10 protein-coding genes are annotated in these 13388 nt (G+C 73.6%); 7 read left to right on the forward strand and 3 right to left on the reverse strand.

Annotation, left to right across the window (positions count from 1 at the left end; genetic code table 11):
- The first annotated feature begins 39 nt into the window (after nt 1-39).
- Nucleotides 40-960: a sirohydrochlorin chelatase gene (locus tag ACWD1Z_RS08550; protein WP_451116724.1), complete on the forward strand. Its 921-nt coding sequence runs from the start codon at nt 40-42 to the stop codon at nt 958-960.
- A gap of 88 nt (nt 961-1048) precedes the next feature.
- On the opposite strand, the gene ACWD1Z_RS08555 is transcribed toward ACWD1Z_RS08550, so the two are convergent.
- The gene (locus ACWD1Z_RS08555) at nt 1049-2074 is read right to left on the reverse strand and encodes a lactonase family protein (RefSeq protein ID WP_451116726.1); all 1026 of its coding nucleotides are present in this window, start codon (nt 2072-2074) and stop codon (nt 1049-1051) included.
- Between the two features lie 1055 nt (nt 2075-3129).
- Nucleotides 3130-4656, reverse strand: coding sequence for an FUSC family protein (locus tag ACWD1Z_RS08560; protein WP_451116727.1), 1527 nt, complete (start codon nt 4654-4656; stop codon nt 3130-3132).
- Nucleotides 4657-4851: 195 nt separating this feature from the next.
- Here ACWD1Z_RS08560 and ACWD1Z_RS08565 point away from each other — a divergent pair, with 195 nt between their 5' ends.
- The 4 genes from ACWD1Z_RS08565 (at nt 4852) to ACWD1Z_RS08580 (ending at nt 9860) form a co-directional block, all read left to right on the forward strand.
- Nucleotides 4852-5328: an Lrp/AsnC family transcriptional regulator gene (locus ACWD1Z_RS08565; RefSeq protein ID WP_451116729.1), complete on the forward strand. Its 477-nt coding sequence runs from the start codon at nt 4852-4854 to the stop codon at nt 5326-5328.
- Nucleotides 5329-5425: 97 nt separating this feature from the next.
- Complete coding sequence (locus tag ACWD1Z_RS08570) at nt 5426-6118, forward strand: HAD family hydrolase (RefSeq protein WP_451116731.1); 693 nt, start codon at nt 5426-5428, stop codon at nt 6116-6118.
- A gap of 60 nt (nt 6119-6178) precedes the next feature.
- The gene (locus ACWD1Z_RS08575; RefSeq protein WP_451116733.1) at nt 6179-6916 is read left to right on the forward strand and encodes a hypothetical protein; all 738 of its coding nucleotides are present in this window, start codon (nt 6179-6181) and stop codon (nt 6914-6916) included.
- Between the two features lie 139 nt (nt 6917-7055).
- On the forward strand, nt 7056-9860 hold the full coding sequence (locus ACWD1Z_RS08580; protein ID WP_451116735.1) for a beta-L-arabinofuranosidase domain-containing protein: 2805 nt from the start codon (nt 7056-7058) through the stop codon (nt 9858-9860).
- Between the two features lie 16 nt (nt 9861-9876).
- On the opposite strand, the gene ACWD1Z_RS08585 is transcribed toward ACWD1Z_RS08580, so the two are convergent.
- A complete protein-coding gene (locus ACWD1Z_RS08585) occupies nt 9877-10611 on the reverse strand; it encodes a LysR family substrate-binding domain-containing protein (RefSeq protein WP_451116737.1) in 735 nt (244 codons plus the stop codon).
- Nucleotides 10612-10668: 57 nt separating this feature from the next.
- Here ACWD1Z_RS08585 and ACWD1Z_RS08590 point away from each other — a divergent pair, with 57 nt between their 5' ends.
- Nucleotides 10669-11055: a DUF5997 family protein gene (locus tag ACWD1Z_RS08590; protein ID WP_451116739.1), complete on the forward strand. Its 387-nt coding sequence runs from the start codon at nt 10669-10671 to the stop codon at nt 11053-11055.
- Between the two features lie 107 nt (nt 11056-11162).
- Nucleotides 11163-13337, forward strand: coding sequence for a hypothetical protein (locus ACWD1Z_RS08595; protein WP_451116740.1), 2175 nt, complete (start codon nt 11163-11165; stop codon nt 13335-13337).
- Nucleotides 13338-13388 lie beyond the last annotated feature (51 nt).

Below are 13388 nucleotides of genomic sequence, written 5' to 3' on the forward strand. Positions count from 1 at the left end.
CGAACAGGGGAGCCCAGGAAGCCAGTAACATGCGGCGCCATGAGCTCCCCCACTGGGCCCGCCGGCCTGCCAGTACGAATGCCGCGCCCCCGACAGCCGGGCCGGCACCGCCGACCCGAGCCTCTGGCTGCTCCCGAGGGCGCGCCCGCGCTCGTCCTCGCGGTCCCTGGCACGCCGGGCGCCCCCACGCGCAGCCTCGCCGAGGAGGTCGTGAGCATCGCCCGCTCGGAGCTGCCCGGCCTTGATGTCCGGATCGGGTACCTCGACGGGGACGACGCGGAGTTCCCCACCCTGCAGAGCGTGCTCGCGCACACCGCCCACGAGCGCACCGCCCGTCACGAGCAGGCGATCGCCGCGGGTGTGGAGGCCAAGGCCCCCGAGGGTCCGGTCGCGGTCGTGGTTCCGCTGCTGGCCGGTCCGGACAACTCGCTGCTGCGCCAGGTCCGCCAGGCCGTGATGGACAGCCGGGTGGCCGCCGATCTGACCGACGCGCTCGGTCCGCACCCGCTGCTCGCCGAGGCGCTGCACGTGCGGCTGTCGGAGGCCGGGCTGGCCCGCGCCGACCGCGCCCGGCTGTTCACCGTGGCGACCGCCGCGGACGGCATCATCCTGGCCTCCGTGGGTGGCGACGAGGCCGTGCAGGCGGCCGGGATCACCGGCATGCTGCTCGCCGCGCGCCTCGCCGTGCCGGTGATGGCGGCGGCCCTGGACCAGGAGGGCTCGATCGCCTCCGTCGCCGAGCAGCTGCGCGGCTCCGGCTCGCAGCAGCTGGCGCTCGCCCCGTACCTGATAGGGCCGGAGATCGACGCGGCGCTGATCGAGGACGCCGCGCAGGAGGCGGGCTGCTCCGCGGCCGAGCCGCTCGGCGCCTACCCGGCCATCGGCAAGCTGGCCCTGGCCAAGTACACGACGGCGCTGGGCATCGCCCCCCAGCAGCCGCAGGGCGCGCCGGTCCGCTGAGACCCGCCCGACGCACGACGCACGACGGAAAGGGCCCGCTCCACGAGGAGCGGGCCCTTCGTCGTACGCGAGGGTGCCGTGAGGCTGATCAGCCGACGACCACGCAGGATGCCGCCGGGACCTCGATGGAGCCGCCGTAGCGGGGCAGTCCCGACGCCGGGTCCACGGCGAACCAGGCCACGTCGCCGGAGCGCTCGTTGGCCGCGTACAGGAAGCCGCCCGCCTCGGTGAGCGCCCTGGGCCAGTGGCCCCGGCAGGGCACGGTGCCGAGCAGCCGGAGTGTGTCTCCTTCGACGGCGAACGCGGACAGGACGTCCTCGCCGCGGGTCGCGGTCCACAGGAAGCGTCCGTCGGGTGAGGCGACGATGCCCGAGGGGTAGGCGTCGCCCGCCGGGGCGCCCGGCAGAACCGGCGTCTCGGCGAGGGGCTTCAGGGAGCCGTCGGCGGCGTCCCAGCGGCAGACGGTGACGGTGGGCGTGAGTTCGTTGAGCACGTACGCGTGCGTGCCGTCCGGGTGGAAGGCCAGGTGGCGGGGGCCCGAGCCGGGGCGCAGCGCGTACTCCCCGTGGAGTTCCGGGCGGCCGTCCGCCAGGGTGCACACCCGTACCGAGTCGGTGCCGAGATCGACGCTGACGGCCCAGCGCCCGCTGGGGTCGGCCTGCACCTGGTGGGCGTGCGGGGCCTGCTGGCGGGGCGTGCAGGGGCCGGAGCCGGTGTGCGGGAGGACGCCGGAGGGGGCGCTCGCGAGGGAGCCGTCGGGGCGCAGGGGCACGGCGCTGACGCTTCCGGAGCCGTAGTTGGCGGTCAGGACGTGTCCGTCGTACAGGCCCAGATGCGTGGGGCCGCTGCCGGCCACGGGGGTGGGTGAGCCGAGGGGATCGAGCTTGGTGCCGGTCACGCGGTACGCGGCCACGGCGCCCTCGCTCGTCTCGCTGACCGCGTAGAGCGTGCCGCCGTCGGGCGCCAGGGCCAGGTAGGAGGGGTCGGGCAGGTCGTCCGTGCCGGTGAGGACCGTCAGTGCCCCGTTGTCTGCGTCCACGGACGCCGTCACGATGCCTGGCCCTCCGGCCGCCGTGAACGACCCGATGAAGGCCCGCCTGCCACCGTCTGCCACCGCTGTCCCCTTTCGGTCGGGTGCCGTCCGGAGGTGACGGTAGCAGTCGATCAAACGCGGTCTAGACCGAGTAACCCACATGCGGCGACGCCCGCGGGGCGGACGGGTCCTTACCGGGCGAGGGCGGGGACACTGAGCACGCCGGGCACGCCGGACGCCTTACGCGGCACCGGCGTGGGCGCTGCCCAGGACGCCTAACGCGGCACCGGCGTGGCGCTCCGCCAGGGCGGCCTGCCGGGCTACGGGGGGCTACGGCGAGGGCTGCCGCCAGGACGTCCTACCGGGCCATGTCGGAGCCCGCCGCCAGCACGCCCCACCGGGCCACGCCAGGGGCACCACGGCAGGGCTGCCGCTGGGACGTCCCACCGGACCACGGCAGTGCCTCGGCCAACACGCCCACCGGACCAAGCCAGGGGCTGCCGCCAACACGCCAACCGGCCACGGCAGGGGCTGCCGCTAGGACGTCCCACCGGACCACGGCAGTGCCCTCGCCAGCACGGCTACCGGACCACGGCAAGGTCCCACGCCAGCACACCCCACCGGACCACGACAGAGGCCCCGCCAAGACAGCCCACCGGGCCACGGCGAGGGCCGCCGCCAGCACGCCCCACCGGGCACGGCGGGGGCCGCCGCCCAGACGCCTCCCGAGCTGAGCGGCGCCCGGACCTCCGGAGCGGACCAGCGGAGACCCGGCGCCCGGACCTCGGGCGCCGAGCGCACAGACCCGGCGACGGGACCTCAGGCGCCGACCAGCGGGACCCGACGCCCAGACCTCAGCCCCCGCCCCCAGAGACCCGAGCACCAGATCTCAGGCATCGACCCGCGGACCCGACACCCGGACCTCCGATCCGCCAGCAGAGACCCGGCGACCATGCCTCAGGCCCTGACCCGGAGACCAGGCGCCCAGACCTCAGACCCTGACCAGCGGAGACCCGACACCCGAACCTCCGATCCGATCCCAGAGACCAGACGACCAGACCTCAGCCAGCCCTCGCCCTCAGAGACCCGGCACCCAGACCTCAAGCTCCGCCCAGCGGAGACCCTGCGCCCAGACCTCAGGCGCCGACCAGCGGAGACCCGGCGCTCGGGCCTCCGGGGCCGACCAGTGGAGACCCCGGTGGCCTTCTGAGCGGTGTCGCAAGCTCTGCCAGGGCCCGTTCCAGCCCGTGCAGATGGGCCAGTGCGGGATCCGCCACCGGTGGCTGCTCGCCGGGCGCGGTGATGTCCGTACCGCCGGTGAGCGCCTCGACCGCGGCCTCGACGCGCCAGCACGCCGCGGCCAGACGCGCGTCGTGGGAGGCCACCGGGTCGGCGGCGACGGCGACCAGACCGCGGATCTCGCGGGCGCAGTCGTCGAGCAGGGCGAGGACCCGGCGGGCCCGGCGCTTGCGGCCCCGCATCGGGTTGAGCGGGTGGACCAGCGGGGCGACCGACAGCCGGACCCGGCCGAGGAGCTGCTCCAGCTCGGCCACCCGGGAGGCCGGGTCGGCCGTCGTGGAGCCGGCGAGACGGGCGGCGGCCTCCGCGGTGGCGGCGTGGACGCAGCGCAGGGCGCGCTGGATCCAGGCGTCGGTGACGGCGTGGGTGGTGACGGGCAGGACGAACAGCACCGCGAGCACGGCGCCGAGTGCGCCGACCCCGGTCTCCGCGAGGCGCAGCGCCAGCAGCGCGGGATCGAGGACGCCGAGCAGGCCGTAGAGGAGCTCGGCGAGGAGGGTGACGCAGAGCATCATCCAGGTGTACGAGACCGCGGCCGTGTAGAAGATGCCGAAGACGCAGACGGCCAGGATGACGGCCGTGGGGACGGGCGCGCCGTTCACCGGGAGCGCGATCACCAGTCCGAGGCCGATGCCGATGACCGTGCCGAGGACCCGGCGGAAGCCGCGGACGAGCGTCTCGCCGCGCGAGGTGGTGTTGACGAAGACCCACCAGGTCGCGCCGACGGCCCAGTACCAGCGCTCGCCGGAGATCAGCTGGCCCACCACGAGGGCGAAGCCCGCGCCGGCGGTGGCCTGGACGGCCTGGCGCGTGGTGATCCGGGCCAGGCCGGTGCCGCCGGGGGCGGCGGGCACGGGCGCCGGGGGCAGGCGGCGCTCGTAGCACCACAGGCCGAAGCGCACGCCGAAGGCGATGAGCAGGGACAGCAGCAGCGCGGCGTAGAGCTCGGGGAGGTGGCGCGGGGTCGCCTGGAGGAACTGCGCCACGAAGAACGTCATGAACGCGAAGACGCCGAGGCTGTGCCCGCGCGGCCCCCAGCGGCGCGCGTACACGCCCGCGCCGACCACCGCGAGGAAGGTGAGGTCGCGGGCGAGCGGCTGGTCGTGCAGTTCGGCCGCCGCGGCGAGCACGGGCAGGCCGACGAGCGGCAGCAGCGCGGTGGTGACCGCCTGGCCGCGGACCGTGGGGTCCGTGACGGTGAACAGGGCGAGCAGCGCGGCGAGGCCGCCGGTGACGGCGCCGACGAGGGAGTGCCCGGCCAGCCCGCAGACGACCACCGCGAGACCGATGCCGACGACGGCCCGCGCGGCGAAGCGCAGCCGCGCCCGTCCCGGGTCCGGCGCCATGAACACCCTCTTCAGCACTGCTTTCCGCCCCCTTCTCCGGCCCGGCATGAGAAAGGCGCCGCGGAGGTCCGCAGCGCCATCGACGGGCCCATTGCAGCATCAGCCCGACTGCTGGCTCAAGTGGCGACGAATATGCTGGTCCATTGGTACAGGCAAATCGGTCCTGCTCCGCCCACCGGCGGGCCAACGGACCATGCAGGAGGAGGCCGGGCCATGGCCGTGGACGAGCTCGACACCCGCATCCTGCGGCTGCTGCTGGAGCAGCCGCGCACCAGCGTGCGCGAGTACGCCCGCATCCTCGGGATCGCCCGCGGCACCCTCCAGGCCCGGCTCGACCGCCTGGAACGGGACGGCGTGATCACCGGCACCGGCCCCGACCTCTCCCCCGCCGCCCTCGGCCACCCCGTGCTGGCGTTCGTGCACATCGAGGTCACCCAGGGACACCTGGACGACGTGGGCGACGCGCTGGCCGCCGTACCGGAGATCGTGGAGGCGTTCTCGATCACGGGCGGCGGGGATCTGCTGACCCGGGTGGTCGCGCGGGACAACGCACACCTGGAGGACGTGATCCAGAAGCTGATCAGCCTGCCCGGTGTGGTCCGCACCCGGACCGAGGTGGCGCTGCGCGAGCGGGTGGCGCACCGGCTGCTGCCGCTGGTGGAGTCGGTGGGCCGCTCGGCCCGTACATAGAGCCCGCAGATGAAGCCCTCCGGTGGCGCCCTCCGGTGACGCCTGCCGGTGACGCCCACCAGCGAGCCCCGCCAGTGACCCTTGGCATGCTGGCCCCATGAGCAATCTCGGCGGCATCTCGGTCATCTTCGATCTGGACGGAACGCTCGTGGACAGCGAGCCGAACTACTACGAAGCGGGACGGCAGACTCTCGCCGAGCACGGCGTGCCGGACTTCTCCTGGTCCGAGCACGAGGGTTACGTCGGTATCAGCACCCTGGAGACGGTCACCGACTGGAAGGCCCGCTACGGCCTGCGGGCGTCGGTGGAGGAACTCCTCGCCGCCAAGAACCGCCGCTACCTCGACCTCGCCCGCGCCTCCACGCGCGCGTACCCGGAGATGCGGAAGTTCGTGGAGCTGCTGGCCACGGACGGGGTGGCGATGGCGGTGGCGTCCGGCTCCTCGCGGGAGGCGATCGAGGCGGTGCTGGCCGGCACCGGCCTGGACGCCCATCTGCGGACGATCGTCTCGGCCGAGGAGGTCGAGCACGGCAAGCCCGCCCCCGACGTCTTCCTGGAGGCGGCCCGCCGCCTGGGCGCGGAACCCGCCGACTGCGTGGTCCTGGAGGACGCCGCCCCGGGCGCCGCCGCCGCGCACGCCGCCGGGATGCGCTGCATCGCGATCCCGTACGTCGCCGCACAGGCCGACGCCCCCGAGTTCGCGACGGCCGGGCTCCTGCTGCGGGGCGGCCAGCCGGAGTTCACGGCGCGGGCCGCGTACGAATGGCTCGCCGCCGCGGGGCAACCCTGAGCCGGTCCTGATGGTCATGCCATGCATGATCCGGATACACCGCGGCCCCGGGCTGCCCCGATGACGCCGCGGCGCGGTGAGCTGGTCCGGGTGTACGAGCTCTGTCGCCTGCACGCCGACCGGGACGGCGCGGAGCGCACCGGCCGGTTGTTCACCGTCGCCGCCCGGCTGGCGGCGGGGGCCGCGGTGGTGCTCGGATGGCTGGCCGGGGTCCTGCTGTGGGCGCATCCCGCCGGGACGGGGCCGCGGACGGCGCTGGCGGTCGGCGGCGCCGGACTGGGCTGCGGGGTGCTGTGGGCCGTACTGCTGTGGTGGGCCGCGCGCTGGCTGCGGCGCGGCCTGGTCGCCGACGCGGGCAGCCGGCCGCTTCGGGTGGCCGGTCTGGCGTCCGACGGCTGGGGTGATCCGGAGTGGCTGTGGAACACGCTGCGGATCGCGAACCTGGTGCTGATCGCCGTGCCCATCGCCGGGCTGGTGCTGGCGGCGGACCCGGAGAGAGGGCTGACCGCGGGGCGGTGGGTCGTCACCGGGCTGGTACTGCTGGTCACCGGGCTCATGGGCGGGATCATCGGCGGCCTGTCCGTCGGCTTCGGCGCCAAGTCCGAGGACTGCTGGACGCTGCGCGGCGCTCTGGGCTGGCTGCTGGTCTACGGCATGCCCTTCCTGCTCGCCGCGCCGCTGCTGTCCGGCGTGCACGCGATCTGGACCGGCACCCTGGCCGCCGTCGCCGTGCTGTGGCTGCTCGTCGCGCCGGTGAGCAAGGCCGCCAAGGAGATCCCGAGCGTGTCCTCCGACTGAACGGCCGGAACTGACCGCTCCAGACCCGTTGACCCCCACGCGTCCCCTTCCTATCGTCTGGTCGATTGCTCGTACATTGTTCGAAATCTCGGCCGTAGAGTCATCCGTCGACACGACGTGGACCCGTGGAGGAGCACCCATGGCACCGCCCCTCTCCAGACGCTCCCTTCTCCAGGCCTCGGCCCTCGCCGCGGCCTCCCTCGCGCCAACCTCCCCCGCCGCGGCGGGCGTTGCTCAAGCACCCCCCGCCGCACCGGCCACCTGGACCGTACGGCCTTTCACGCTCGACCAAGTCGCCCTCGGCCAGGGCCTCTTCGCCGACAAGCGCAAGCTGATGCTCGACCACGCCCGGGGCTACGACGTGCACCGGCTGCTGCAGGTCTTCCGCGCCAACGCCGGTCTGCCCACCGGTGACGCGGTCGCCCCCGGCGGCTGGGAGGGGCTGGACGGGGAGGCCAACGGCAACCTCCGCGGGCACTACACCGGCCACTTCATGACCATGCTCGCGCAGGCCTGGGCGAGCACCGGCGAGCAGGTCTTCGCCGACCGGCTCCGCACCATGGTCGGCGCGCTGACCGAGGTGCGCGCGGCCCTGCGCGAGGACCCACAAGTACTGAGCACCGCAGGGAAGTTCGGCACCGCCGTCGAGAACGTGCGCGGGTCCTACCAGTACGTCGACCTGTCCTCCGGCGTCCTCGGCGGCACGTCCGCGGTGACCCTGTCCGCGTGGGTGAAGCCCACCCACGACGGTGACTGGGCCCGGGTCTTCGACTTCGGTGACGACACCACGCGGTACATGTACCTGGCCGCCCGCAACGCCGACGGAGTACCGCGCTTCGCCCTCACCACCGCGGGCCCGGGCGCCGAGCAGGGGCTGAACGGCACCGCCGCGCTCCCGCTCCACCGGTGGAGCCACCTCGCCGTCACCCTCGCGAACGGCACCGGCGTCCTGCACGTCAACGGCACCGAGGTGGCCCGCAACACCGCGATGACCCTCACCCCGGCCGCGCTCGGCACCCCCGTCAACAACTGGCTCGGCCGTTCGAACTACGCCGCCGACCCCGTCTTCGCGGGCGCCTTCGACGAGTTCAACATCTGGTCACGAGCCCTGACGGCCGCCGAGATCACCGAGTTGCAGAACGAACGCGCCGCCGGCTCCTCCGCCGGACGCGGCGACCTGGCGTCGTACGCCTTCGACGAGACCGCAGGCGGCACCTTCGCGGACGCCTCCGGCCGGAACCTCACCGCCGCCCTGCGCCGCACCTGGGGCGGGCCCAGCCACCCCGGGTTCCTGGCCGCCTACCCCGAGACGCAGTTCATCGACCTGGAGTCGAGGACCAGCAGCGACTACACGCAGGTGTGGGCGCCGTACTACACCGCGCACAAGATCCTCCGAGGCGTCCTCGACGCCTACCTCGCCACGGACGACGCCCGCGCCCTCGACCTCGCGTCCGGCATGGCCGACTGGATGCACGCGCGGCTGTCCCGGCTGCCCGAGGCCACGCTGCAGCGCATGTGGGGCCTGTTCTCCAGCGGTGAGTTCGGCGGCATCGTCGAGGCCGTCTGCGATCTGCACGCCCTCACCGGCAAGGCCGAACACCTCGCGCTGGCCTGGCTGTTCGACCTCGACCGGCTGATCGACTCCTGCGCCGCGAACACCGACATCCTCGACGGGCTCCACGCCAACCAGCACATACCGATCTTCACCGGGTACCTCGGGCTGTACGACGCGACGGGCGAGCGGCGCTATCTCGACGCCGCCAGGAATTTCTGGGACATGGTCGTCCCGCACCGCATGTACGGCATCGGGGGCACCAGCACCGGCGAGTTCTGGAAGGCGCGGGGCGTCATCGCGGGGACGCTCGGCGCCACCACCGCCGAGACCTGCTGCGCGTACAACCTGCTGAAGCTGAGCCGCACGCTCTTCTTCCACGAGCAGGCGTCGAAGTACATGGACTACTACGAGCGGGCGCTCTACAACCAGGTGCTCGGCTCCAAGCAGGACAAGCCCGACGCGGAGAAGCCGCTCGTCACCTACTTCATCGGGCTGACGCCCGGTCAGGTGCGGGACTACACACCCAAGCAGGGCACCACCTGCTGCGAGGGCACCGGCATGGAGAGCGCCACCAAGTACCAGGACTCGGTGTACTTCCGGAAGGCGGACGGCAGCGCCCTCTACGTCAACCTGTACAGTCCGTCCACGCTGACCTGGGCGGAGCGGGGCCTCACCGTCACCCAGACCACCGGCTACCCCAGGGAGCAGGGGTCCACCCTGACCTTCGCGGGCGGCAGCGCGGCCTTCGAGCTGCGGCTCAGGGTGCCGTCCTGGGCGACGGCCGGGTTCCGCGTCACGGTCAACGGCCGTGCGGTGTCCGGCACTCCGGCGCCCGGCAGCTACTTCGCGGTGTCCCGCACGTGGCGCGGCGGCGATGTCGTCCGGATCGCCGTTCCCTTCCGGCTCCGGGTGGAGAAGGCCCTCGACGACCCGTCTTTGCAGACGCTGCTCTACGGCCCGGTGAACCTGGTCGGCCGCAACTCCGCCACCTCGTACCTGGAGTTGGGGCTCTACCGCAACGCCGGTCTCTCCGGCGACCTGCTGCCCAGCCTGACCCCGGTGGCGGGCAAGCCGCTGCATTACACCCTGAACGGCACCGAGTTCGCCCCCTTCTTCGAGGGCACCGAGGACCCCACGCACGCCTACTTCCGGCGCGTGGAACCCCGGGTGGTCTTCGGCACCACGGACTCCGGTGTCGCCAACCCGGCGCGTCCCGACGGCACCACTCTGCTGGACGAGATCTGGGCCGGGGCTCCGTTCGGCGGCAAGGGCGCCCTGCTGTCCCGGGTGCGGTCCAGCGTGGACGCGTGGGTGGCGGCGGGACGGCTGGGCGCGGCGGACGGGCGGACGGTGGTGCGCACGGCGGAGCGGGCCACCTTCGCCCCCTGACCCCGGAGCCGGCGGCCTACGATTTGCGGCGCGGCTTGCCGCGGCGGCCGGGGGCGCCCTTCTTGGCCGGGGCGGGCTTGCGGCGGGCGGGCGCGGGCTCGGGGCGCTTGCGCCTGGGCTGCTCCTCGGCCTGCGGGGCCGAGCGGCCACGGGTGCTGTTGACGGTGCGGCCGCGGACCACGCCGATGAAGTCCTCGACCCGGTCGGTCGTGGCCTCCTCCGGCCAGGACAGGGCGATGCCCGACTGGGGGGCGTCCACCAGCGTGCGGTAGGTGAGGTCCTTGCGGTGGTGCAGGCGGGCCAGTGACTGGGGCACGACCAGCAGGCCGACATTGGCCACGACCAGCTCGACGGCGTCCGCGGTGGTGGCCGGGCGCTCGAAGCCGGGCTGCCCCGGCGGCCGCTCCCACCCGATGACGTCGTCCAGCGGATGGAAGACGACGTCGTCGGCCAGGTCCTCCGCGGTGACCTCGTCGACGGCGGCCACGGCGTGCTCCTTGGGGACCACGACGACCGTGGTCTCCGTGTAGAGGGGGATCGCGCTGAAGAACGTACGGTCGACCGGCAGCCGGACGAACCCGGCGTCGGCGCCGCCGTCCCGCAGCACCCCGGGCGCCTCGGCCGCGGTGACCGGGACGAGCTCCAGGGGGACGTCGGGGTAGCGCTCGTTCCAGATCCGCACCCACTTCGAGGGTGTCACTCCGGGAACGTACGCGAGCCGGAACGATGGGGGTGCTTGCGAGCCTGTCACCTGGCCAGGTTACCGGCCGTGGTCGGCGGCCGTTCACCCACTCGATACCCTTGAGGCATGACGTCGCACCAGACCACCCAGACGATGAAGCCGGCCACCGCCGCCAAGAAGCTGGGTGTGTACCTCGAGGCCACCCCCGCCGAGTTCCAGGAGGGTGTCGTCTCGCGCGCCGAACTGGACGCGCTCCAGGCCGAGCCGCCCCAGTGGCTGCGTGACCTGCGCGCCAACGGCCCGCACCCCCGTCCGGTGGTCGCGGCGAAGCTCGGGGTGTCCATCGCGGGCCTCGCCCGGGGCGGGGTCACCGAGCCGCTCACCACCGAGCAGATCGAGGCGCTGAAGCAGGAGCAGCCCGCGTGGCTGCGGAAGGAGCGCGCCACCCAGGCGGAGGTCCGCAAGGAGGCCGCGCGCCTGAAGCAGCGGGACGCCGAGCGCCAGGAGTCCTGACCCCTCGCCCACCTGCCGAAAGGCCCTGCCGGGAAAGCACTGCCGGGAAGCCCCTGCCGCGAAAAACCCGCATGCGTACACGCGTGCGGTTCTGGGAGCATCCCGGCATGGATCGCAGCCTGGAATCGCTGGTCGTCCGGCATACCCACCGTCTCCCCCGGCCCGCGCAGCCCGTGGGGTCCCCGGCGCGGGGCGAGGTGGTGGCGCGGCAGTTCGACGCCGCTTTGATGTCCGTGGGCTTCAAGCTCTCCGCGGACCTGCTGGAGCACCTGTCGGGGCTGTCCGAGGAGACGGTCGCCGCCACCGCCGAGCGCACCCTCGGCACCGTCCGGGCCATGGTCGGCGATCACGTCCGGCACAACGTCTACTTCGTCGACTTCCCGGCGAACGTGCCGGACACCCTCGACTTCTGGCGGGACTGCATCGTCCGGGCCCTCGCCGACGAGTCGGTACGCCCGACCGTCCTCGCCCAGCTGCGCAGCGGGGTGGTGAACCTGCTCACCCTGCCGTCCTACGGCCGCTACCAGCACGCGTACGACGAGATGCTCGCCGCCCACGACGAGCTGATCGCCGCCGGCGGTGACCGGGTGACCGTGCTGCACCTGGGCGGCACGCTCGAGGACGAGGTCGGCGGCCTGTACCTGGCGCTGGCGGGGTCCACCACCCCGCTGGGCGAGGAGCACCTGGCCGACCTCGCGCTCCTCGCCGGGCTCTGCGCCGACGGACCGCAGCCGGAGAGGATCCCGGTGCGGGAGAACCGGGCCGTGGTCAACCGGGCGCGGCTGGCGGCGGGGGCCGTGCCGCTGCTGGACACGGTCACGGACGTACTGCGGCTGGCGTGCGCGCTGTGCGACGGAGACGTCACCCTCCAGGAGCCGACCAGGTTCCGGGCGCTGTCCCGTCCGACGCGCCGCGCGCTGCTCGCGGGGCTCGACTCCGTCGTGGCGGCGGCGCCGGGCAAGCTCGCCGACGTACCCGTGCACCGCGAGGCGTTCAAGCGGCTCGGTGAGCGGCTGCATCCGCACGAGTTCCCGCGGTGGCCGCACGCCGCCGAGGTGTTCGCGGTCGCGCGCGGTGAGCGCAAGGCGCCGTCCCTCGACCGCCGGGTGGAGGAACTGCTCGGCGCGCACGACGTCGTCGGGGCCGCGGAACTGCTGAAGTCCGCGCCCGGACGGCTGTTCCGGTCGCTGGACCGGCTGCTGCGCACCTGCGGGGAGCAGCGCGAGCGCGATGCCGTCGTGGCCGCCGCCGAGGCGGTCGCCCCGGAGGTCTCCGGCCGGGTCCTGCTGTCGGTCCGTGAGCATCTGCACAACCGGACCGACGGCTGCGACCGGCGCCGGGTGTTCATCAACCGGCTCGGCCGGGCCTGGGTGACGGACGACCTGCGCGCGCCGGTGCCGGCAGCCGAGCGCGCGCGGCTGATCGACGCGCTCGACGCCGAGCTGCGCCGCCGGCTGCCGGAGCCGGGGCAGCTGCTCGTCGACCCGGACGTCCTCGACGTGGCGCTGCCGCTGAGCGGACGTGCCACGGCGGCCGGGCTCGGGGTGCTGCCCCGCGGTTCGCTCTCGCCGGTCGAGGGAGAACTGCTGCGCTTCTTCGTGTACTGGAAGCAGCGGCACCGGGACACCGACTACGACCTGTCGGCCCTGATGCTGGACCAGGACTACGCCACGGTCTGCTGGCTGTCGTACACCCAGCTGACCGAGGTGGAGGGCGAGCACTCCGGTGACATCACCGAAGCGCCGCACGGGGCCTCGGAGTTCATCGACCTCCGGCTGGGGGCGGTGCGCGGGACGTTCGTCGTGCCGCAGGTCAACCTCTACTCCGGGGAGGGCTTCGAGGAGGTCGCCGAGTCGTTCTTCGGGTTCATGCTGCGCGAGGGCGAGCAGAAGGGGCGGCCGTTCGAGCCCCGGACCGTGCGGATGAAGTCGGAGCTGCGGGGTCCGGGCCGGGTGGCGCTGCCGCTCGCCTTCCTGCGCGGGGCCGACGGCCGGTGGCGGGCCAAGTGGCTGCACCTGTACCTGCGGGGCGCTCCGGCGTCCAACCGGGTGGAGGGCAACCAGGTCTCGGTGGCGACGCTGCTGCGCGGCATCGTGGAACGGGAGCAGTTGACGGTCCGTTACCTGACGGAGCTGATGGCCGGTGGTGCCGTGACGGTGTGGGACGGCAGCGAGGTCCCGGAGGGTCCGGTCACCTACATCGGGCTGCAGCGGCCCGAGGGGCTGCACCCGGAGTCGCGGATCGTGACCCTCGAAAATCTGCGCGACCTGATACCGGAGTGACTGATAGCGTGAGCCGCGGCGAGGCCATGAGGGGGCTTCCTTCTACCTCCG

The organism is Streptomyces sp. NPDC002784, from assembly GCF_053592135.1.

Coding starts and splice junctions, on each gene's coding strand:
- ACWD1Z_RS08580 (WP_451116735.1), top strand. CDS start 7,056: ATGGCACCGCCCCTCTCCAGACGCTCCCTTCTCCAGGCCTCGGCCCTC.
- ACWD1Z_RS08570 (WP_451116731.1), top strand. CDS start 5,426: ATGAGCAATCTCGGCGGCATCTCGGTCATCTTCGATCTGGACGGAACG.
- ACWD1Z_RS08565 (WP_451116729.1), top strand. CDS start 4,852: ATGGCCGTGGACGAGCTCGACACCCGCATCCTGCGGCTGCTGCTGGAG.
- ACWD1Z_RS08590 (WP_451116739.1), top strand. CDS start 10,669: ATGACGTCGCACCAGACCACCCAGACGATGAAGCCGGCCACCGCCGCC.
- ACWD1Z_RS08550 (WP_451116724.1), top strand. CDS start 40: ATGAGCTCCCCCACTGGGCCCGCCGGCCTGCCAGTACGAATGCCGCGC.
- ACWD1Z_RS08575 (WP_451116733.1), top strand. CDS start 6,179: ATGACGCCGCGGCGCGGTGAGCTGGTCCGGGTGTACGAGCTCTGTCGC.
- ACWD1Z_RS08595 (WP_451116740.1), top strand. CDS start 11,163: ATGGATCGCAGCCTGGAATCGCTGGTCGTCCGGCATACCCACCGTCTC.